Below are 23,083 nucleotides of genomic sequence, written 5' to 3' on the forward strand. Positions count from 1 at the left end.
ATCTGAAGTAACCTGGCATCTTTGAGTAACAATCTAATTCTTGCTCTTGTACGGCACTTCAAACAGGATTTTATTGTTCTTGTCATAAGCATTAATTCTCAATTCATTCATTTCAACTAATCCGAAATATACTCTCTTCCAATTAGTCTGAATAATATTAGCCTCAATAGCTTGATTGTTCTTATCGATTATTTCAATTTTGTTTATTTCTGGATCATTAATAAAACCATATATTAAATGCCGTCTAACATTGTCATTAAAGTTAATTCTTGATTGATCTATTAATAATTTATTATCACTATACATTGCATTTGATGAACTCAGTTTCCATCCTTTAGCCTCATCACCCTCAAATATTGCCAAGCCAACACCAATATTTCCATTATCAAAAGGGGCTTTATATAAAATGAACGGTCTTTTCATTACGAAACCTTGATAAATTATTTCCTGTCCTTCTTTTTTATGTGTTTTATAAAACTCTTCTTCAATTGTCTTGCTTTTACATCCAGAAATAACAAGTGAAATAAATAATAGGATTAAAATAATTCTAAAACCTCTCATGTTCCCTCCCCTCCATGATTCAAGGTTATTTCAGATTCAGATAACGTCTTTTTTGCGGAATACGTATAATAGCCTTGTTAGACAGGTATCCTCACATACAATGAATATTGTTGTGCTAGCGTTTCTCGTTAGCGTAATGTACTTGGTTTGGATGAGGACACTATCTTCTAATCATCAACCTATTGCAGCCAGTAAATCATCCTTGTCGTCTTTTTTCAAAAGAGTCACATTGCTTTGTGTAACCCTAAATTTCCATAAGCTACTCACTCTTATATCATTCACCTTATAGTTCCAATCTTTGATAAGGGTAACTTCGTATGTTTCTTTATCAATCAATTTAACACTCGTTGTTAACTTTAAATTGGTTGTATTTCCATACATACCACCTATCGTGACCTTCATATTTCTGCTTCCATTTCGTTTTGGAAAATCAACAAATAAATGTGGGTCATTTAACTCATGTATCTTGGCTAAAGTATATTTTACGGCATCCGATTCACTAAACGAGTTACTGCAAGCTGCTGATACAAATAAGCTAATAACAGTAATAATATACAACGCAATTTTCATTTAGTTCATCCCTTTCCATACACTTTCACTTTTCTATATGTATGGACAGGACACTACATTTAACACATTTGCATGGAATATTCACTTTCTTCAAAGATGAATTATTTAACTATACTGCCCTTTACTTCAATGAAAATAAAAAAAGGAACTGCTCTTTAGTTGAGAAAGCTGCCTAATCATTTTTGTCGACATTACTCGTACAATCCACCAGGAGTCGATCCATCAGGAAGAACATAATGGAAGTAAATTCGTCTTTGTGCGTCTTTTCCCTTTGTATACCCCAAAGAAATATCTTCTATTTTTTCTTGTTTTAACCATTTAATATACAACTGGGCATTAAGGTCCCCATTCTCCAAACCTTTGATATCAAAATCTTGCACTTGATTGTATTTATAATTAGGTTTTGCAGAAATATCATATCTCCACCATACTTCCTGCTGTAAGTCATCCATAATGACTACTGATGGTTCTCCTAAAATATTTTTCACATAATTTTGATTCTGTCCCACATTTAATTTATATTGAATTAGCCATACCTTATGAGCATATTCATCGATCTGAGTTGGTTCTTTCATAATAGAAATAATGTTATCCATGGACGAATACTTAACACCTAATTCTAAGTTTTCTGCAATAAATCGAATAGGAAAATAGGCATGACCATTATAATTCAAAATTTTGTACTCGCTATCTAATTCCTTGCTTTGTCCATTGATTTCAAGTTTAGCTGGAAATAAGTACGCTTGTATCATGTCAGACGCATAAACAGCGGTTGTTGCGGTTAAACCAATGCCGCAAATTAGACCTAAAACAAACTTTTTCATACTCATCACTCCCAACATTCAGTTCTAAAAAATAAGACGAAGGGAACAAGTGAAAATTTTCCATTTATAACTTTCTTATACGCAAGCTATTTCAATAATCTGCCCTGTTAGTAGGGCAAATAAAATAGCTGCCGAAGCAGCCATTATTCAACTATCGTGCGTGGTTTTTAAAAGTGAATGTCATTAGTTATTTTCTACCAGGAACGGTCATCAATCCATTTTCATGCTCAATAAAAATCTTGCTGCAAGACGCTGTGCCTTTTGTAGGAGAACCTGGAATTGCATCAAATATACAAACTTGTTTCTGTACTTGATACTTATCATCAACTCGAACAACTGAATAATCTACTGAAGGCAATTCCATATTATCATCTTTATACTTCAAATCCACCGATACTTTGATATTTGCTGAATCTGAAATGTCCACTTTTCCCAATGAAAAAGCTATTAACGGGGTTACTCCACCAGCGTCACCTTCCTTAATAATGGCATTAAAATAATCTGTAACGATGCCCTTAGCAGATTCTTCAAGATTTTGTTGTTGCACCTTCTGTATTGGTCTGCTCGTTTTCTCTTCAAGCGACCTATTATCTTGTAACCCAGCTGCACTGACTATCCCAGCACAAGTAACTAAAAAAAGAACTGTCAGGATAGAAGCAAATTTAGAACTTTGTCTCATATAAAAACTCCTTTTTGTTAATTTAATTTTTCACAAACACCATGGCCCTTTTATCCTTTGTATTTATATTTTCTCAATACCTCTTTGTCTTTGTCTTTGTTTTGTCTCCTTCCAGTAAGTTTTAACTACTCAATTAGACGTTCAATGCTCACAAAAGTTCCATCATTTTACAAATTACACTTTACTGCCCGTTAGCACAATAGGCTTGCACGCGGCAGCCATTTTACGTTTGTTCAACTATAGTTCCCCGTTAGCTTAATTGCTTAATCAGGCTTACTCGGATTACTTCATCCCAAATTGGCCCACGGCGAACCTCTTGATAACCAATTTTTTTATTTAGCTCGATGACATGATTATTTGTTTCTTCTGTATGTGTATAAATTAAATTAACTTTATGATTTTGAGCTTCTTCCTCCAACTTGAGCTTTAGCTTAGTCGCTAATCCTAATCTTCGATAACTTGGATGAACCCATAATTGAAATATCTCGATAAACCGCCCATCAATTTGAAATAGGTTTCTGTCTAATTCGTTGTAAATTGTTTTCCACGGATACACGGAATCCCTATTTGCTATGGAATACATTATCATTGCAATTGGTTTGTTGGAAGCAGAATCCTCAATAACAAACACACCTTTATCTGAGTCAGTGAGAAATCCTTCTATTTTCTTACTATGTTCCTCTTTATTTTGTTCTGTCATATCAACTACATCCGAAAGTGTGTACCCATCATTTTTTAAATCAATTAGAACTAAAAACTCCTGGTCAGTTTTATTAGATTTTCGTATGTTTAGCATTCGTTCACCCCGCTATCGTTCTGCGCTCGCTTAAAGATTCGAAACATAAGAATTAATTTCTTGATTACTCGTTAAACGGTGTTATCCAAATCCTATATATCATCTTCCCATCCACTAAATCCTTTGAAGTATTAACACTAATCCTTACATTGTTGTTGCTAGCCCATTTTGGAAGGTGCTCGGCTAAATGCGCGAAAACTTTATCATCTGGAGTTGCATATCCTACGTTAACTCTTAGACCTCCTGCAAAGTCAGGATAAAGTGAATCAGCCCATTCATAAACTTCCCAAGTAGAGTCAAATATTCTACTTGCTTCCTTGTATTTCTCATTAATCCATTCAATGTCCATTCGGAATCCTCCTCAAAAGTATTATCCGTAACATTGAAAATACTTACCTTTGGTATTCGTGAATTGATTTAAGTATCCTTCTGTTACTTCAATGAAAATAGGAAGCAGATGTTGCGGCAATCTGCTCCCTGGTTATTCCACTATTGTTCTCTCTCCCGTTAGCCATCCATGCAGCGTAAGCGCCGCACCACAGATGATGAAAATGGGGTGAAAAATCTGTCAATACTGCTACTATGGCTGGGAGAGGAAGGTCGATGAACTATGGTGCCTTAGAGCCCATCCGTTAGTCTGACTCCAACGATCACGGTGCATCACAGATTGTCGCTCCCTTTTGGGAAGCACTCATGGGAGATTAATCCTACTCTGATTGTTGCACCAGCCTCTACTCTGATTTAGCCAAAGAGAGGATGTTTTTAAGATGGAAGTTGTCATTGAACGAGCATGCGGTATGGATATTCATAAGGACAACATTACAGCATGTATTCTCACTTCGAAGGGAAAGGAGATTCAAACGTTTTCAACGAAAACTGTATTTCTATTACAGCTCATCGATTGGATTAAACAACATGAATGTACTCATGTTGCGATGGAAAGCACAGGGGTATTTTGGAAGCCTATTGTCAATTTACTTGAAGCTGAAGGAATTGAATTTTTAGTGGTGAATGCTCAGCATATGAAAGCACTGCCTGGACGTAAAACAGATGTCAAAGATTCGGAATGGATTGCCAAGCTTCTTCGTCATGGACTCCTCAAAGCAAGTTTCATTCCAGATCGAAATCAACGGGAGCTTCGAGAACTTGTTCGGTACCGTCGCAGTATCATTGAAGAAAGAGCTAGACAAAACAACCGAATTCAAAAAGTGCTAGAAGGAGCAAATATTAAGCTTGGCTCAGTTGTGTCCGATATTATGGGCGTTTCTTCTCGTGATATGCTGCGTGCAATTGCAGATGGTGAAGATGATCCTGAAAAACTAGCGAACTTCGCTAGACGCACCATGAAGCGAAAAAAGGATGATCTTGAACTTGCTCTTCAGGGTTATGTGCACCCTCACCAACGCCTAATGATAAAAACCATTTTAACTCACATTGATTTCTTAAGTGAACAGATCGAGATGCTAGATCAAGAAGTCGCTACAAGGGTAACCCCATTCCATGACGACGTCGAACGTTTAGATTCGATTCCTGGTATAGCCACTCGAATGGCGGAACAAATCTTAGCGGAAATCGGGACGAATATAAAAAAGCAGTTTCCGAGCGCTGCGCATTTCTGCTCCTGGGCAGGACTCGTACCTGGACATAACGAAAGTGCAGGAAAGAGAAAATCTGTCAAAGCCAAAAATGGAAACAAATATCTGAAATCTGCCTTAGTTGAAGCAGCCCATTCTGTTGCAGCGTCAAGAAACTACCTCGGCGCCATGTATAGACGTACAGCAGCGCGAAAAGGAAAAAAACGAGCAGCCATCAATGTGGCTCATGCAATGTTAAGAATTGCCTACTATCTCTTAACTCGTAAGGAAATTTATGTTGACTTAGGTGAAGAATACTTTGACAAACAGAAGCAACAATCTATTGTAAAGTACGCGGTTCGACGACTAGAAAGCTTAGGTTATTCTGTGACCATTTCAGAAGTCTCTTAATTACTCAAAGATACCAATATGTTTTATTCCGGGCGCTTCACCCTTTTAAAAAAATGAATGAGCTGCGTCTTCTTTACTATTGTCTTTTTCAGTGACTGTAGTTTTAATTTTCATGGGAGTTCAGGATTTTCACCAACTGAATTGTTCCACTCTGCCATAGCTCAGTGTATTCCTTTTCGATTTTAAATCCATGCTTTTCATAGAATTGAACAGTTTGCTGATACACTGGCTTCGAGCTTGGCGGCACCGTTAAAGCAACAATTTTATTAAAGCCCATCTTCTTTACGTGTTCCAACAAATGCAATAACAATTTGGAACCGATCCCTTTGCGATGGTATCTCGGGTCAGTACCCATTAATGAAATAGAAATTGAGCCTTCTGCACTCTTAAAGACTATAAAAGATGTAACTTGTCCATCACTCTCAGCACACAATAAATCTTGAAACATTAAATCTTTACATGTGTCTTCTGCAACATCCTCTGTAAACCAAATACCAGTCAATGAATTTATTAATTGATTAATCTTTTGCGTAATAGGGTCACCAAATCTAGTAGGTCTCTCGTATAGATTTATTGAAAAATCCATCTTTTGCAATCCCCCTCTTCTCACAAAAAATCGTTATCATTTCATGTGACATTGTAACACATATCCAAGAAGAGAATCATTGCGTTAAACTGCCCGTTAGCGGGGTGAAGGGCTGCCACGCGGCCCTTCACTGTTTAGCTATCGTTTTCCGTTAGGTCAAAGAAATAAATTCATTCCAGGAGCGTCAGATGCTCTTGATTGAAATCCGAATTTTCATACACACCTCATTGGCATTTTTTATCGTGAATCATTGTTGGGAAGCTCTTCTATTGACTTGTAGATAAGTTTTTGTTTATTTGGTAATTCCATATCTCTATGAAAGTGACCAAAATACCACTTTTTATAAGATAAGCGTTCTTTTATTTGCTCAAGGTAATCACTTAACTGATCCTCATGAATACCAGTATTATTAGATTCATTTAGTATCAGCAAGGTCGATGTAGGACACATATGCGTGATTACGAAGTCAACCTCCCATTTATGCCGCTCTAGATTCTTAATTCCTTCATGGTACTCTTCTAGTGATGGCATCTCTTCTGGCCACCAATTAACATTCTCTTTTCGATACTCTTTGTCGTGAGATTGAGCTCCACCAAAAGTAAATATCTTGTATCCCTTAATAGTAAAAATCTGACCTCGCATTAAATGTATAATGCTTTCGCTTATTCGATGTACGTTTCCACCATTCCAATTCTCTACAGGGTAAGAATTAAGCAACTGGAAATTCTCATGATTTCCGTCAATAAATAAAGTACTAAAGTTTTTTCGAGCTAGCCATTTCCTCCAATATAATTCATCATTTTTATTGTCCCATACAAGTCCAAAATCTCCAGCAATTATTACGTAGTCATCTTTACTTAAATCTCTATTAATGGGAAATCGCTTGGAATTCAATTTACCAATATCTATATACCCATGAAGATCACCAGTTACGTACAACGTAATTCACTTCCTTGGAGAAATCTCAATTTAATAACTAACAGTTTATTCTCCACTCAACACGGGTTTCCTTTATTTGTAACTAAACTGCCCGTTAGCTTAATCCCCCCCCCCCCCCCCCCCCCCCCCGCTGCAACTAAATTGTTAATCATATGCTCTAACTCTAAACCACTCAGTAAAAAAACGTTCACCCAGAGCTAATGAGCGAACGTTTTTTTATTTCAATACTTTATTTGTCATTTCTAAACTTTATTGTCCATTTCAAAACCAATTTGTCATCCAACAAAGAAAAGAAGAAGGATTTGCTCCTTCTTCTAATTTCTAAGCTGATTCACAATGACATCCCAGATATCTCCCGCTATAGTGATCGGTACATCGGTGGTCTGAACAAGTCCGTTGCTCCAATTAACAGTAAACCGCATCGTATACGGCCCATTTGAAAGCGTAGTATCGAAATTCGTATTCAGCATTTCACCAGTGTAGTTAATGAGATCTGAAGAGGACATAGCAGCCGTATCATTGGTCTGTACTAGCGTCGCATTTACGCTTACTGGCTTTGTCGACGAAGTGCCCGTGTCAGTAACCTGAGCAGATAATTCAAAGGCTTCTCCTGCCCAGAAAACATTCGCAGTTCTGCTCTTTGAAGGAAACATCACATTCCATGACTGTCGGTACGCTTCCCACTGAGGAGTGTGTGTGACTTGTCCGGTTATGCTTAGTGGTAATGCAGTAAAGGTATACGTCTGCACATAGGTACCGCCCAAGCCATCGTCCAAATTCAGTCTCAAGGTATAGACTCCTTGATTCAGCGGTCCATACGTGAAAGTCCTTGTTGAGCCCGATGCCACATTGCTCCATGACATGATACTGGTGTAAGCTCCCGCATTGAAGCTGACATCCACAATCACGTTTATTGCATTGTTATCTGGGTCTGAAACATTCACCGTAAATGTTGGTGTGTCATGCTGATAGATCGGAGTAATAAAGGTAATATTACCTGTCGGTGGTCGGTTGATTAAGAACCACGTTTGCGGTGAAAAATTGGACCACACATACCCGTCAAATACTCTCACCCTAACACGCAGCTTCTGTCCAGTAGGCAAATCAGATGGCACTGTCCAGCTTCCTGTATTGGAGGTGGAGTCTTGAACCGTCACACCGCTATCCAACACCATTACAGTATTGTCTTCGTTAGTTACTTCGATTTGGAAATGGGAGAACACTGTTCCAACATCAGGGTCAGTCTGGTTCCACTCAAAGGTTGGCTTGGTTGTTGTGAATATGGTAGGCGCAGCTTGTGTGCCTGATGGGTTGGTCATGTTTGCACTTGGTGGACTATTTGAAGTCATCCAGCCAACAGTTGACCAATCAGACCACACACCACTTACAGCCTGCACTCTAACCTGTACCTTTAACTTGGCACCCAAAGGAGCATCAGCAGTCATGGTCCATGACGCCTGAGTTTTTGGGCGATCCGCAACGGGGACGCTGGTATCTCCACTAGAGAGCAGTGTTCCAGATTCGTTCCACACACGCACTTGTTGGTACACGATGGAGCCATTTTGTGGGTCCAGCTGGTTCCATGTAATTGTTGGTTTTAATGAAGCCATTGAAGAAGGATTTTCATACGTACCAGTCGGATATGTCAGGCTGACAGTAGGAGGAAGCACACTTCCAAGATAGCCATCATTACTCCACTGAGACCATGTTGTTTCATCCTTAACACGAACCTTGATATGCCATTTTGCATTAGTAGATCCAACCACATTGGTAGCAATGTAACTGTATGCAGCGGCTTTGGATGTAAAAGATTTTACTCCCGTACTGTAGTAGTCATATTCAACAGGACGACCCATCCAATCTGTAGTTATTTGGCCAATGTACACCTCATAAGCGGTGAACGTTGTATCAGGGTCTATATCATTCTGGCTCCACGAAATGGTTGGGTTACAACCGACACAAAAGAAGTCTGGTTTATCCACAGAACCACCAGGATAAGTTAATATTACCGTAGGTGGATTATTAGGACGAAGACCCACATCAATTATTTCAGTGGCTGGCCATGACCAGGCACCATACTCATCTTTAACTTGCAAGACAATTGTGTAGGTTCCTGAATCTTGTACGCGGTCCAGTTTTGAATTGATGACATTACCATCAGGGGTGATGTAATACCATTTTTCTTCGAAGATACCATGATTTGCTTCGTAGCCTGCGTCCATGCCTCCAGTACCTATATCGTAACGGTCTGGGTCGTAGCTATTAGCGGTATAGTTAACCACACCGTTTGGTTGCATAGCAGCAGTGAATACAGCTACCGGTCTACGATGCACTGTGATACTCTTCTTGAAGGTGTTGGAGTTCTTCCGGTAAGAGTCGAATAGCATGTTTGGATACTTGAAGATCGCCGCTGGATAAGGATCATCTTTTGCTCGCAAGGCTATATCCCATTTACCAACTCGATCGAAAGTAGGTTGCCCTGACGCAAAGCTTTGACCGCTCAATGGAGACAATCCCCCATTGTTCCTAAACATTGGTATGTGGGTGTAGGTCCAAGCGAATGAACCAGCAATTGGGTCAAGTTCAGGATCTTCGAACTTGATGTTGTCATACTTCAACTCAGCCTTACCGGAATCCTCGTCCAAGATGGCATAGTCGGCTGACCATAAATCAGCTTCAGCGTATGGCTTAGAGGTCATGGCACTGTATTGTACAAATGACTTATCAGAGAACGCACCGAACTTACCACTGGTTGGGAAACTGTTATCGACAATATCGCTAAAGTAATTAACCTTGTTGACCCACACATTCAATACATTTCCAGATGTTCTGATTTTGACGCTGTAGCTTTTACTGTCCTGAATGTTATATGGTGCGGAAGCGAGAACTGTCCTGCCACCGCTCACATATTTAGACAGATACATGCTTGTGCCATCAAACTCCAAAGCATAGCGATTTGCACCGTCTTGCATACGGAATGAATATCCGAATAAGTTAGTGTCTATTTTGTTTTGTTCTGTTTTGAAGTTGTAGGCGATATCCGCGTCATTCAAAACATTTGGTGAGATGAATTGACCATATTGGTACCGCTGAATGTTTACAGCAGCAGCTTCAGCTATCGGACCCTTATCAATCCAGTACACAGTGTCGCCATATGGTGGGCTGTTGTAGCCGGTGACCCACGAATGATACATGTAAGCTGACAGAAGTAATCCGTCGCCCATATATTCGCTAAAGGACATTTTGCTGACTGTTTGGGTTGCACTGGACATGAATCCTAGACTACCTTGTAATGTAGCGCTATTCCCACCTGTGCTGATGTTACTGCACTGATTGAAGATATTGGCAGCACATTTACCACCTTGGTAATTACCCCAAGCGTCTACGTGAAGATTAGCAGACATACCTGAGACCTGCGGACCACCCCATCCCCAGACGCCACCCGTTGTCATGTCAATCACATTATTGACAATGGAACGGCTATCGCCCCATGAACCACCAACAGTATACAACGTTTTTGATATGATGGTGTTATTGGCTGGATTGACGATCATGGTGTTGAGGTTGTCACGCCAGTCATAAGTCCAAGCAGCACTGAAATAAAGATTGTTACCACCAGTTCTAGCGCGCCAAACAACTTTGAAATTCTTGTCATACTTAGCAACATAAACACCAAGACCGAGTTCTGGAAAGAACCTAAGATTTCGGTCAGAGCTGTTGATGGCATTACCAGCAGAATCAACACATGTTTTGGTTTCGTAGAAATAGGTATTGCCCATGTTATCGCGGAAAGGCTGTTGATATTGTGCGTAAGAACAAGATGCAGTGTCGTACTGAGCAGGTGTATAGCTTCTTGGTGTGTCGGTATAAGGCCATTGTGCATACTTTTTCTCGTATACAGTTGGTACAGGTGGGTTGTTATTAGGAATCGTCCCAGCTTTTAGGATATTACCATAAAGGTCAACCTCATAATAACTGTCTCCGAAATATCCGTTAGGGCTGTAATAGCCAGCAGAATCCATAAGGATTAGGAGGTGGTCACCACTAGTTAGTGTAGCCTTAACGGTTGCACTTCCCCATTGCCCTGTAGAACCTGGGATATCGAAACAAGCTATTCTAGTGCCATCCAAAGCCTTGAAACTACACGCCATGGTGCTGTTAACACTAGTGATATAATCTTGATCGCTATCGCCTGACGTGTCGCGAGTATACTTGACCGGTGTTATCTTTGTGAATATCAGATATACCGTTTTCTCAGCAAGGTACGGCGCAGCAGCATTACTGATTGATTCTGACACCTGTCTAGTTGTTCCTGTGTTAGAGGAATTGACGTAGTACGGGACATCCTTCATAGAAGTCAACTGACTTCTCGGCACATTATTAATGTCTAAGGTGTAATCGTATGGGTTACCATCTAACCAGTAATGCTTGTACGAAAAGGTTGCGAAGCAGGAAGTGCAAGAAGTGGTGTCCTGAACATACTTGCCCTCATAACGACCAATTTTGTTTTTGTTTAACGCATAGAATTTATAAGACGGGTCCGAATAACTGGAAGACCCTGTGAAGTAAAGATGCACTTTGTCGGACGAAACGGGTGTTGCTCCGCTTACCCAACCAGCTGGTTGCCCATCTGGTCCAGGATAGAACAAAGGTTGTGAGTACCCAAAAGTTGGGGAGGTCATGGCTTTGTAGATGGATAACCCATTCCGGCCCAAACCATTGTCATTCAATGGAGCACTGAAAGAATCAACATCTCCGAGACCTGCCGGAGTACTTATTCGATTGACACCGAATATCTGAGATTCTTTACCTTTACCTGCCCCAGTTGCCAAAGTTTCATTATCATTCTGCCAATTGTAAGTCGGTAGCTTGCTTAACACACTGTTGGTGTTGGTCGCAACCAATGGCCAAGTAGCAAGGATGTCAGAAGCTTTGTAAACTGTTGGTGGATTCGGGTCTGGGTTCGGACCATTGCCTGAAAGATCGAACGATACTTCAGGCGCTTGGTTGATAACATCCATGATACCTGACTCGGCTTCAGCAAAAGCACCAAATTCTTCTACTGCACGAAGTTTGAATTTGTATTTACCGACTTTGGTTGGACTGAATGAATACTTATTAAGATCACCAGTGATTGATGTCCAAGATTCTTCATCCAGATTGCCATCATTGTCAGCATCATACTTGATATACCACAACACTTGCGTGATGTTGTCACCATCAGTGCTGTAGGACTCATTTAAAATATCATAGCCATCACCACGAATACCCAGTGAAGGTGCATTGATTTTGGCAATTGGTGGGTAATCAGGGTGGACGATAATATTACATGAACTGATGTTCTCGGACTCCAATCCGGATGAATCGTAAACCCTTTCCAATGTAACTGCGACAGTGATATCCGACATGGTATTGTTGGAATAAACAGGTAACTTATTAGTCCAGACATCTCTAGAATGATCGATTGTACGACCCATTGGGCTTCGGCTCTTGTCAGCATTGATTGCATTAGCAGCTAGTGGGTGATTTGCTTTCACCTCAGAAGGCGCAGTACATGCAGCAATTGGATTCGGTTTTACGACATTGATTGTCGCTGAGCGTCTGCCTGATTTTGCCCCGCGATTATCTGTTGCTGTGGCATAAACAGTGTGGTAACCTAGCACATCAGCTTTGATGTTACGATAGGTGTCACCATCGTATGCCAACTCACTAAACCCGTATCCTGTAGAAGTGTCCGCGAAACTTTTAATCCAAGGGTCAGTACTTCCCTTGAAATCCCAGTTGAAATAGAATCCATCGCCATCAGGATCGTATGGCTCATTAGGTGTTCTGGATTTGTCTAGCACGACACCTAAGTCAACAAAGTTGCCTACAACGATTTCATCAATTGTTGGGTAGTTGTTGGTGTTTCTGTTGGCGAACCAACCAGGAGTAAAGAATGGTGCAGCGTTATCAGTGTCAATGCTGATCGTAAAGGTCTGTGGCCCGACTACTTTGGAACCTCCGCAACTTGAAAAAATCTTCATAGTAACATTGACCACACCCTCACCCATACCTCTAGGATAGGGCGGTCCAGCAAAGCTACCAGTAGACGGTGAACTTGTGTTGCTGACACCATCAGCAATCAAACCATTTTGTTCGAAGATGAATCCGAACTTGTTCATGACACAAGCATTACCACTACCGTCAGTTCCTGTGACAGCCACACCAACAGGTGTTGCCCAGTTGTCGTCACCGTAAGTCATACTTGTTTTATCCAAGGTGAATGTACCGGTGATTGATTCTGGCACAGGTAAGGCAGCACAACTTAAAACTGGTGTAACGGTAACGGACTTGCTGTTGTCACCAGTATTACTCTCACCTGAAACGGTATCTACAAATATAGCCACGTTATACATGGAAGTACCTGCAAAGTTCTTGGTGAATGTTTCTGTTTTAGGCGTGCCCGAAGCTAACCCTGTATAGTTGAATGTTTGGTAAGTTGCGCCATCAATAACAACCCTGGCAGAGAAAGCTGTGGTGATGTCTGTGCCACCCGTATTAGAGAAACTGAAACTGAACGATGTTGAGCTGCCTGCTTGCACACAAGAAGGTGCGGTAATGGAAACACTGCTGATGTTAGGTGCATTAGGTGGTGTTTCATACTCAACTGTTACATTACCATCGTACTCATAGGTGAAACCTTGTAGATCCACGAGAAATGCGGTGTAGTAGGTAACAACTTTCGCACCATTTGCTGGAGAGTTGATCTCATACTCAGAATCAAAACCATCCACAAAGTTGGTGAATTTCTGCTGGAACAGGACACGGTATTCGCCAGCATCACTAGCATTTGATGTAACATCAACTACTGTTATGGCTGAGGATCTCGGTAGCCCTGTCTGCCCATTTGGCCCGATAATTGGGGTAACAGCAGTGTTTACAGTTGCTTTAGTTGCAGTAACGTTTGACACAACGGAATCAACAATCGAAACCCCTGCATCTGTCTTATACGGTTTGGAAGAATCCCTTGTGGCGCTCAAACTAAGCGTTTGTAGCTCCGGAAAGTCCGTGGAATCACAGCCTGGGAATTTTGGCATAAAATAACCACCAATTGACTCCGTTGGTGCGGAAGACCCCCTATGGTGTGTTGCAGGACCAAAGTTGGAGGGACCACAACTTATCTTAACCGAATTCCCACTCTTATCGAAAACGTCGGCATACCAGTTAGAGCCTTGTGAACCTCCTGGGATGTAACGATACCAAGCATAATACCCTTTCGCGGAACTATTATCTGTTGAAGCTACAGTGATCTGCGTCCCGCTATGAGTATCATTTACTGCCCCAGAATAATCTTTCACCCCAATGGCAGCAGGTGGTGTTATGTCTTCCCCATTATGTAGAATCCTCTTGATGACATTACCTGCAGGCACATTTGTAATGTTGACAGTGCCACCCGATAAGTAGTTGCTGGAGGCATAGTACTTGGTACCAATCTTCTCAGCACCACCAGCAGTGAAAGCTATAGATGAGGTCACAGTGCCGGGCGAGGCGGCCAATGCTCTTAGCTCCTCGCCCAAATACTGCGTAATGTTTGATTCCAAAGCCATCATAGCGAGAAGCGCAATGCTGACCATCCTAACACGTTTCTTTAATAATCCTAAATTCAAGTTAGACCACCCCTCTCACGATAAGCACCATTACGGTTGATATGTTTGCAACGATGTTATTGTGTGAGTCATATCCTTAACAGGTGGTTTGGCCGGAACAAAAATTTGAATGTCGATCCCTCTAGGAGCTTCAGCACCATCTTTTGGTAAAATAAAAGCCCCCATGTCTCCGAATCTGTTTTTAAATACCGAAGTCAAGGTATTTAAAGTTCCGTTATGAAATGCTTTTTCATCCGGTATCTTAAATCCAGTAAAACTCATCCCCAAACCATAGCGACCTGGGTAAGACTCGGTGTCATTATTAAACACAGTATGTGACTTAACCAAAATTACATAGCTTTTAGGGTAGTCTTTTACTAACGGCATTTCCTTACCAGAACGCTCTGTTTGATCGAACCAATGTAACTCATTGATATCACCCAGCAGATGACGGTTAGGGTCATTTGCATCTTCCATGTCAATAGCAACGACTTGATCAATTTCACCTTTGTACTTACCATCTGGTGTTGCGTAAGTTAACTTCTCAGGCAACCAAGTTAGACCCTCGTTTTGTTGTGCTGTAAACATAGGAATCATAGAGAACATATTAGTGCGTTTGAGTTGCAACTCAGCTTGTCCAATAGCCACCTTGTCAACAGGAAGTTTTTCACCATTGTTTAGTGTAAGAACACGTTCAACGATTGTAACAGACTGAGCACGTGTTGTTTTACCTTCAGGCGCTAGTTCCCCACCAGATAAACCTTGGATAAGACCTTTGTTTACTGCAGTATACATCACACCTTGATCATTAAGACTAACATGCTTTTGTTGCAAAGATGGGTCAGTTGAACGAACGGCAACTTTAGACATTTCAAGCCGCGTGATCGGGTTTTCCAAGAAAGAGGCCGTAATTGCTTCTTCACGAACCAAACCTTTTTCAACAGCTGCCTTGATGTAAGGCACGAACCATTGACTTCCTTCAGTTGAGCCAGACACTTTCAGCTCACTTGCGGTTACAATCATTTTAATGAACTCGGCGCCCGTCACATAGTTCTCTGGACGAAACGAGCCATCACTGTAACCATCAACATATTTTTTAGCAATAGCCGTTGCTACGGCTTTTTTAGCCCAATGATCTCGCATGTCTGCAAATCCAGTTGGGTTATCATCTGCCATTGTAGGCACTGCATTCATCAAAGATAAAAGCATTAACGAAGCAGATAGAGCAAGTTTCCTTTTCAAAATGAGTTTTCCCATGATCATTTCTCCTTTTTTTAAGATAAGATAGTTCAAACCATACCTCTTGAGGCATAAAGGGTTACTGAGAGGTGATCGTCTTCCGGAAAAGAAAAAAACCCTATGAGGCACGTCACCGACATGACAGAAAAAAACACTGTCATGTCATACGCTGCACCCATAGGGTCGCTTGCTTGCGGAAGGTAGTTCTGATCTGCCTACCATGATATCACAAGCAAAAACCATTTGCTACAGCGATTTTCGACATGATTTTTAATTTATTATTGTATATCTTAGAACCTTTATATAATGCAAATAAAAGGCTCCTATTTTCCGATTTCCATTAAGGAGCTACCCTAATTCCACCAACATATAATCCATCAATTCGGAAAAGCATTTTTTCCTGACATAATATCGATGTTCTACCCCAAATCCGAATACTAGAAAAAAGAAGAGAAGAAGGAGTTGATCCTTCTTCTAACTTCTAAGCTGATTCACAATTACGTCATAAATATTTCCCGCAATAGTGATCGGGACATCAGTGGTCTGAATGAGTCCATTATTCCATTGAACAGTAAATCGCATTGTATACGGTCCACTTGATAGTGTATGGACGAAATTCGTATTCAGCATCTCGCCGGTGTAATTAATCCGATTCGAAGAGGACATGGCAGCTGTATCATTGGTCTGCACGAGTCTTGCACTTACACTTACAGGCTTTGTAGCCGAAGAACCCGTATCCGTAACCTGAGCAGATAATTCAAAGGCCTCGCCGGCCCAGAATACATTTGCACCTCTGCTCTTCGTAGGGTACATCAAATTCCATGACTGTCGATAAGCTTCCCACTCCGGAGTGTGTGTGACTTGTCCGGTTATGCTTAGCGGTAATGCAGTAAAAGTGTACGTCTGCGAATATGTACCGCCTAACCCATCATCCAAAGTTAGTCTTAGGCTATAGGTTCCTTGATTCAGCGGTCCGTACGTGAAAGTTCTCGTCGAACCCGAAGCCACATTGCTCCACGACATCAAATTGGTGTATGCCCCGCCATTGAAACTGATATCCACCTTCACACTTAGTGCATTTCCATCCGGATCTGACACGTTCACAGTAAAAGTCGGAGTGTCGTTTTGATATATCGGCGTCGTGAATGTTATGTTACCACTTGGCGGACGGTTGATAAAGAACCACGTTGATGCTGAATATGGCGACCATGCATACCCGTCAAATACACGAACATGTACTTGAAGCGGCTGATTCGCCGGCATGTCTACAGTTGGAACCCAACCTTGCGTCGCCGACGCTGATCCTTGGAAATACTGCCCCGTGTCATAAATCACTGTTCCGCTACTATTCATTACTTGCAACTGGAAGTACGTAAATACCGTACCCGGATCTGGATCGGTTTGACTCCAAGTGAATCCTGGTCGCAACGTATTCACGATCGTCGGGCTCGCTGCGGATGCACCGGTTGGATAAGTCATTGTGGAACTTGGCGGACGGTTTGTAATGATCCATCCGATACTTGACCATGGACTCCATGCCCCGGCGTCGTCACTGATCATTACTTGCATTTGGTACTTGGCTCCAACAGCCAAAGCAGTGTCGAGTTGCCATGAACCACTCGCTGACGTCGTGCCTTGAGTGACGGTTCGATCGATGACCGTGTTCCCTAATTCGTCCTTCACCAAAATTCTCGCTTGCGTGAAAATGGTGCCTGGATCCGGATCACTCTGAGTCCAAGTAACGGTCGGTGTAAGTGAGCTTACGTAGTCTGGACTACTTTGCGTCCCAGTTGGGAAAGTCTGTACCACGTTTGGCGGATTGTTCGGAGGTGGTGTAAGAACAAATACTGAGGTCTCATGCCAATCGCTCCAAGCCCCATATTCATCTGCAACAGCTTCGCGCAAGGTATATGTCCCTTGTTTGCTAGGACGAGTGAGCATTCCACTTACAACATTTCCATCAGGGTCGGTATAACCATACATGCGTTGGTAAATACCGCGATTTGTAGCAAATTCGGCTTTTTCGGTCGAATAGTTAGTTGAGCTTAACCACCTGTCTGGGTCGTAGCCGCCTTCGTTCCAAGTTAGCGTGAAGTCTGCATTCTGGTTAACCGTGAAGAAGCTAATCGGTTTCCGATGAACGGCAACTAACTTGGTATCAGGGTCTGCGAAGCTTCGAAATGCGGCGTAAGTGTTATCGGGATATCGCTTTCCTACAGGTGCAGGATCGTCTGGTTCCGTAAAGCTGATTTTGAATATCCCAACCTTGTTAATACTCGCAATCGGAGAATTCACTTCCCTATCCACATACGAATTTGTTGCATTCGTATCTGACTTTCCATCCCCCGCATCGAGAAACTTCTGAGGTGTTGTATTGGTGTATGTCCATTTGCCGAGTTGCGGAATGGCGGGATCATTTTCTGGATCCGTAAAGTTCACATTGTACTGGATCGTTGAGTCGACAAGCACCACGTTATCAACAGTCGTGCTGTTGTTTGGATACTTTTCGATATGGAACCTCTTCATGAACAAGTTGGGTGCACTCGCAAATATGCCAACTTTACCACTAGAAAACTGTGAATCATAGACATCGATCAAAGGAACGCCGTTTACATATACAGTTATATGATTCTTATTTGCCTTGACCTTCAGATCGGAGTAGACTCCAGGTATTAACGGATTGGTTTGTTTGTCCAATTGTGTTCGTACTCCGTTAACGACCTTGTTTAGGACAACTCCCTGAGTGGTCAATTCAGCTTGATAATAGTTCTTATTATCTTGCGCACGGAAGGTTATTCCAGCACCATTTTGATCACTGAATGTAGTGTCTGTATACTTAACAGAAACATACATAGAACCATCTGCCAGAGTCTGCGAGTTATCAACGACGTTACCATAACTGAACTTGCCGTCACTAGTACTAGAGCCAGAGAAAGTAAACTTACGACTCGAGTAACAGAAGTTATCAAAGCTACCATCACTTTCATCATCACTGCTCCACCGGAAATAACCCTCACCATCGCCAGTCAGGATAGTTTGGATATCCCCACCCCAAGTACTACACCTATCCGATTTTGCAAAGTTTTCAAACATCGGGGACTCCATAAGCTTGTCTCCCGTTAACACGTCATAAACCCTCATAGAGATAGCAGAAAATGTTTGCTCCCATGTGTACGGTGGTACAATTTTCCGCACATAACCAGTAAGTGGGAGTACAAACTTACCGTCAGAAGTCAATACCCCTGTAGTACGGAAGTACTGATTGTTATCACTATCACTGTTATACGCTGCGCCCTGAATCTCTAAAACAATCTGCCCAGTTTTTATGTTATACAAGGTGTGCATAATTACATAGTTATAGCAGGTACTACTATCGTCACTTCCACAGTTATAACTAGAAACCGTCTTGATTCTTTGATAGTAAACAACATCTTGATAGGATTTTTCAAACATGTTGTTGTAGATCTGCCCATAACCATACCCGTTGGCAGGATATTGATTCACACCCTTCAACCCAGAATAGTCAAAGCCAGGCACCTGCCCAATATATGCCCCTGTATCGTTATCGTATATTCCATCACTGGTAATCAATCTCTTGTTATCAGCAGTGTGGTACACGATATCCAAATATGGTGAAGAAGTCATTACAGACCAGTAACAACAACCGCTATCGTAGTTGATATAGGTCTTGGCACCTGTCCACAGGGCTGTCCCACCATCAGGACTATACTTTTGTAGGTTACAGCTGAAGCTATCTATATAGGTAGTGTTCCCGTTATCATCCTGACCATAACCAACCTTCGAGGAAGTACACTTAAAGGCGTAGAAGTTACCTGCCTTATCTCGTTTCTGGTTGATGGCCGTAGGAACAGTGGACTTGACACCATTGTTGATAAAGTTAAACGGTGGTGTGTCTACTGGCTTTGGAGGTACCGGAGCAGGACTTACCCAACCCGCTGGAGGTGCGTTATCAGGTACCATCCAGAAGGCATATTGCCCAGCTTGATGTGCTCCCTGATAAGGTCCACTTGTTGTTTGATATGGCACATAGTTTCCTGAGGCAACGTTGGAAAGCTTGAATAGCGGTCGGTAACAGTTCCCATTGATGGGCATCTCCAGTAATCACTACTGCAGCTGCGTGGGTGATTGTAACTACGCATCCACAACATGTCCGCCACAGGATTGACATGGGCTTCCCAAATACGAGTAGAGTCGGTACTGGACATTGTTCTAGCGGTATTGGTTCTTGCATCGAAGACACTAAAATAATAGCCATATGGTGTCCAACAAGCACTAGAACACATGAAAGAACCGTCGGTAGCAAACCTATACCAAGAATCCTTCGAGCCCCTCTCACCCATCGGTACATATGTCTGACCACGAGTTCCCCAAACATACTCATACATGTCATAACCTGTTGTGGCCATACTGAATGTCCCATTAGTTGGTACAGAGTACAGACTGTAAGACCTAGCAGGCGCAGCTAACGCTTTTTCAGTTGGGTCATAATACATCCCAGCAAGGCGATTAGCACTGTAGGCATCGTCAACTTTAAATCTGGAAGTGTCGGTCAGCAATTCCTGCATGTTGTAATTCACACCCTCTACAACGGGTGGGGCGGGCATATCGCCTTTTACATCAATTGCTAATGTTGGCTGCTGATTCACTACGGTGAAAAGGAATTCTTTTGTTGCTGATTTACCCCAATCCTCTTCAACATAAATCTTCAATTTACAAGAAGACAGTACAGTAGGAGTAAATGTGAAATTACCACTACCATCTGGTGTGACGGTGGTCACAGGATCGTCGGTATAGACACCATTCAAATTTGTATCGCAAGTAATGGTATTCACATGCTTAACAATAGTATCACCATCAGGACTGAATGAACTGTCGTGCATATTCATCGCGATGCCCCGCAGACCTTTAGATGCTAAGCTTGCATCTGCTATAGGCGGAAGATCAGGCAAAACGTTGAGCGTTGCATTTGCAGGAGAAAGCGATCTTAGTCCCGCGCTGTCTGTGACATCCAGCTTAATCGAGTAATTTCCTGCGCTTGGATAAACTGCTTGCTTTGTATTATGCCAATCATAACCTGTAATGGAACGCTTCATAGGACTCCAACTGCTTGCGCCGCTGATGTCTGGGCTGAATGGTCTACCCTCTACAACCTTCGGTGGCAATGTAATCGCCGGAATCGGATTCGGCTCCATGACGGTCACGCTGGCCTTACTCATTGATGTGTTGCCACAAAGGTCCGTAGCGTAAACATCAATTGAGTGCGTACCATCTTCTGCACTCGTCAATCGCATGGAGAATGGGAAGGAATACCTTTCTTCATACTCCCAAGGATCGTAATCATCAACGTATTTTTTGAGCCATGAATCCTTGGCAGCAGCTCCGCTCCAGTCCCAATAGAAGTAATACGGGTCACCATCAGGATCTCTCGGAGTCGCCGGGTCAGATATTGTATCTTGTATGATTTGTACATCCAACCAATCTCCTGGGAATGCCGTGTCTACTGCATAAGGCATTGAGCTTGCTCCATGGTAAACAAATCCCGCTTTAAACTGAGGAGCATTATTGGAAGGTGTACATGATACTGGCTTTGTAACTTCAAACGACTTCGGTCCTGCTGTTGCCTGCCCGCCACAAGTCGATGTGACTTTTAGCGTTACTGTGACAGTACCTACCGATAGCCATTTCGGTTGAGGCGTAAACCCACCAATATCAAATGAGAAGGCAGATGTCGATTTTTTGACCTCACTGTTCCCATTCTGTGTTATCGTATACGCTACCTCTTGGATGGAGCAGCCGCTTCCTCCAGAAACCGAGATATTGTTAGCTTGAATCCCGTTTTTATCACCGAATGGAATCGACGGCTTTTGGACAATAAAATCCGCCGTTACCGTTTCTGGAGACATACACGTCGACTTAGCCGTGAACATAAAGCTCTGGATATTGTCAGAAGTATTGCTTTCCCCCGGAAGGGAATCTACGATCAGCGTGAATGACTTCGTCGTCGCAGCTGAAAAGGTGTAAGTGAAGCTCCCTGTCGCCTTCTGTCCTGCCCTAAGCCCGGAACCATAAGTGAAATCTTGCAGAGGACTTCCATCTACTCTAACATGGGCTGTAATCGTAGAATTAATGTCCTGGGTCCCATAGTTCTGGAAAGAGAAGTTGAATGTTTCAGCAGTGCCAGGTGTAAAGCAAGAATTTGCTGATGTTACGGCTAAATTTCCAAGGTCTGCTGTAGTCGGTGCCGGCGCAAATGTGACATTCACTTTAGGACGATAACGGTATGTTGTCCCCTCTAAGTCCACCGTAAAGGCATAGTAGTATACCATCACTGCGGCCCCATTTGCTGGCGAATTCAGTTGCTTGGAGTAGTAACTCGCCTGGTTGAAGTCAACGACAGCATCGATGTTATAGTGATCTGAATCGCCCCCACTTGCAACCGTAAAACTCGGAATCGTGGATGGCATCGTGTACCCGGAATCTACTCCCGCCGGACCATCAATAGGTTTAGCGGTATCTAGGCTTTTGTCGATTGCACGGACGGAAGATGAAGCAACCGCCGTAGAATGGATATACGTAGAACCTAAATAGTATGCCTTATTCCTAGCAGCCACTAATTGAAGGGACTTTCCAAAGCTGCTTGATGTAAACCCGGGATACGCTGGCAATCCTGTCCCGTCACTATCAATGGTGTCGGGATCAGAGGGATAGGCTGACGGTTTTGACTTCACCTTTTGCGAGGAACCGTCTGAAAAATTTAAATCGGCGTACCAATATGGCGAGCGAGGGTCGTTCTTTATGTATCTGTACCACGCCCAATAGCCTTGCTCCGAGTTGTTACCTATTGACGATACAGTTTGCGGAAGACCCGGAACAATAGCCTTGCCTGTCCAAGTCGATTGACCCTTCCAATTGCTAGATGAGCCTAGCTCTGGGGATACCGTTCCAGTCGTCCCGTCAACTTGTGTTACCGTAACGTTATCGATGACATACCCAACAGGTGCTGTAATGCTAAAGTTATCAGTCGCCAGCGTCGGTGTAGCATCAAACATTTCACTTCCTACTGTATATCCCGAAGACGATGTATATTGAACGTCAACCGTAGACTGCGGTGGTGTCGTTGCTGCCTCGGCTGATGAGAACTTACTAATAACGGACAGCAGCGCCCCCAGAAATAACAGAATTGCAATAAATGTTAGTGAGATGTATGGAAATTTCTTTCTCAATTTCTTCATATCTTCACCTCCTTTTGATTCCC

General features: G+C 42.3%; 13 protein-coding genes. 1 reads left to right on the forward strand and 12 read right to left on the reverse strand.

What is annotated here, in order from left to right:
• Positions 1-33 precede the first annotated feature (33 nt).
• The 6 genes from QFZ80_RS00085 to QFZ80_RS00110 all read right to left on the reverse strand — a co-directional run bounded on the left by QFZ80_RS00085 (position 34) and on the right by QFZ80_RS00110 (position 3,779).
• Positions 34-561: a hypothetical protein gene (locus QFZ80_RS00085; RefSeq protein WP_307544668.1), complete on the reverse strand. Its 528-nt coding sequence runs from the start codon at positions 559-561 to the stop codon at positions 34-36.
• Positions 562-735: 174 nt separating this feature from the next.
• A complete protein-coding gene (locus tag QFZ80_RS00090; protein ID WP_307448668.1) occupies positions 736-1,131 on the reverse strand; it encodes a hypothetical protein in 396 nt (131 codons plus the stop codon).
• Positions 1,132-1,322: 191 nt separating this feature from the next.
• Positions 1,323-1,955 (reverse strand): stalk domain-containing protein, encoded by a 633-nt coding sequence (locus QFZ80_RS00095; protein ID WP_307544666.1) that lies wholly within the window; start codon positions 1,953-1,955, stop codon positions 1,323-1,325.
• Between the two features lie 187 nt (positions 1,956-2,142).
• Positions 2,143-2,634: a hypothetical protein gene (locus QFZ80_RS00100; protein WP_307544664.1), complete on the reverse strand. Its 492-nt coding sequence runs from the start codon at positions 2,632-2,634 to the stop codon at positions 2,143-2,145.
• Between the two features lie 250 nt (positions 2,635-2,884).
• The gene (locus QFZ80_RS00105; RefSeq protein WP_307544662.1) at positions 2,885-3,430 is read right to left on the reverse strand and encodes a GNAT family N-acetyltransferase; all 546 of its coding nucleotides are present in this window, start codon (positions 3,428-3,430) and stop codon (positions 2,885-2,887) included.
• Positions 3,431-3,494: 64 nt separating this feature from the next.
• Entirely contained in the window at positions 3,495-3,779 is a 285-nt protein-coding gene (locus QFZ80_RS00110; RefSeq protein WP_307544660.1) for a hypothetical protein, read from the reverse strand.
• Positions 3,780-4,197: 418 nt separating this feature from the next.
• Here QFZ80_RS00110 and QFZ80_RS00115 point away from each other — a divergent pair, with 418 nt between their 5' ends.
• Positions 4,198-5,415 carry an IS110 family RNA-guided transposase gene (locus QFZ80_RS00115; RefSeq protein WP_307544658.1) on the forward strand — a complete coding sequence of 406 codons (1,218 nt, stop codon included), beginning with the start codon at positions 4,198-4,200 and terminating at the stop codon, positions 5,413-5,415.
• Between the two features lie 103 nt (positions 5,416-5,518).
• On the opposite strand, the gene QFZ80_RS00120 is transcribed toward QFZ80_RS00115, so the two are convergent.
• From QFZ80_RS00120 to QFZ80_RS00145, 6 genes are all read right to left on the reverse strand, one after another.
• Entirely contained in the window at positions 5,519-6,001 is a 483-nt protein-coding gene (locus tag QFZ80_RS00120; protein WP_307544656.1) for a GNAT family N-acetyltransferase, read from the reverse strand.
• A gap of 237 nt (positions 6,002-6,238) precedes the next feature.
• Positions 6,239-6,940, reverse strand: a complete 702-nt coding sequence (locus QFZ80_RS00125; protein WP_307544654.1) for a metallophosphoesterase family protein — start codon at positions 6,938-6,940, stop codon at positions 6,239-6,241.
• Between the two features lie 314 nt (positions 6,941-7,254).
• Complete coding sequence (locus tag QFZ80_RS00130; RefSeq protein ID WP_307544652.1) at positions 7,255-14,589, reverse strand: CARDB domain-containing protein; 7,335 nt, start codon at positions 14,587-14,589, stop codon at positions 7,255-7,257.
• A 30-nt stretch (positions 14,590-14,619) separates the two neighbouring features.
• Entirely contained in the window at positions 14,620-15,825 is a 1,206-nt protein-coding gene (locus tag QFZ80_RS00135) for an S-layer homology domain-containing protein (protein ID WP_307544650.1), read from the reverse strand.
• Positions 15,826-16,281: 456 nt separating this feature from the next.
• Positions 16,282-19,854 carry a glycoside hydrolase family 78 protein gene (locus QFZ80_RS00140; RefSeq protein WP_307544648.1) on the reverse strand — a complete coding sequence of 1,191 codons (3,573 nt, stop codon included), beginning with the start codon at positions 19,852-19,854 and terminating at the stop codon, positions 16,282-16,284.
• Positions 19,752-23,060, reverse strand: coding sequence for a hypothetical protein (locus QFZ80_RS00145; RefSeq protein WP_307544646.1), 3,309 nt, complete (start codon positions 23,058-23,060; stop codon positions 19,752-19,754). The genes QFZ80_RS00140 and QFZ80_RS00145 overlap by 103 nt, the downstream gene beginning before the upstream one ends.
• Between the last annotated feature and the right edge of the window lie 23 nt (positions 23,061-23,083).

The sequence above is a fragment of the Paenibacillus sp. V4I7 genome (assembly GCF_030817275.1).
Classification (GTDB): Bacteria; Bacillota; Bacilli; order Paenibacillales; family NBRC-103111; genus Paenibacillus_E.

Coding starts and splice junctions, on each gene's coding strand:
- QFZ80_RS00110 (WP_307544660.1), bottom strand. CDS start 3,779: ATGGACATTGAATGGATTAATGAGAAATACAAGGAAGCAAGTAGAATA.
- QFZ80_RS00115 (WP_307544658.1), top strand. CDS start 4,198: ATGGAAGTTGTCATTGAACGAGCATGCGGTATGGATATTCATAAGGAC.
- QFZ80_RS00120 (WP_307544656.1), bottom strand. CDS start 6,001: ATGGATTTTTCAATAAATCTATACGAGAGACCTACTAGATTTGGTGAC.
- QFZ80_RS00090 (WP_307448668.1), bottom strand. CDS start 1,131: ATGAAAATTGCGTTGTATATTATTACTGTTATTAGCTTATTTGTATCA.
- QFZ80_RS00100 (WP_307544664.1), bottom strand. CDS start 2,634: ATGAGACAAAGTTCTAAATTTGCTTCTATCCTGACAGTTCTTTTTTTA.
- QFZ80_RS00085 (WP_307544668.1), bottom strand. CDS start 561: ATGAGAGGTTTTAGAATTATTTTAATCCTATTATTTATTTCACTTGTT.
- QFZ80_RS00105 (WP_307544662.1), bottom strand. CDS start 3,430: ATGCTAAACATACGAAAATCTAATAAAACTGACCAGGAGTTTTTAGTT.
- QFZ80_RS00145 (WP_307544646.1), bottom strand. CDS start 23,060: ATGAAGAAATTGAGAAAGAAATTTCCATACATCTCACTAACATTTATT.
- QFZ80_RS00095 (WP_307544666.1), bottom strand. CDS start 1,955: ATGAAAAAGTTTGTTTTAGGTCTAATTTGCGGCATTGGTTTAACCGCA.
- QFZ80_RS00135 (WP_307544650.1), bottom strand. CDS start 15,825: ATGGGAAAACTCATTTTGAAAAGGAAACTTGCTCTATCTGCTTCGTTA.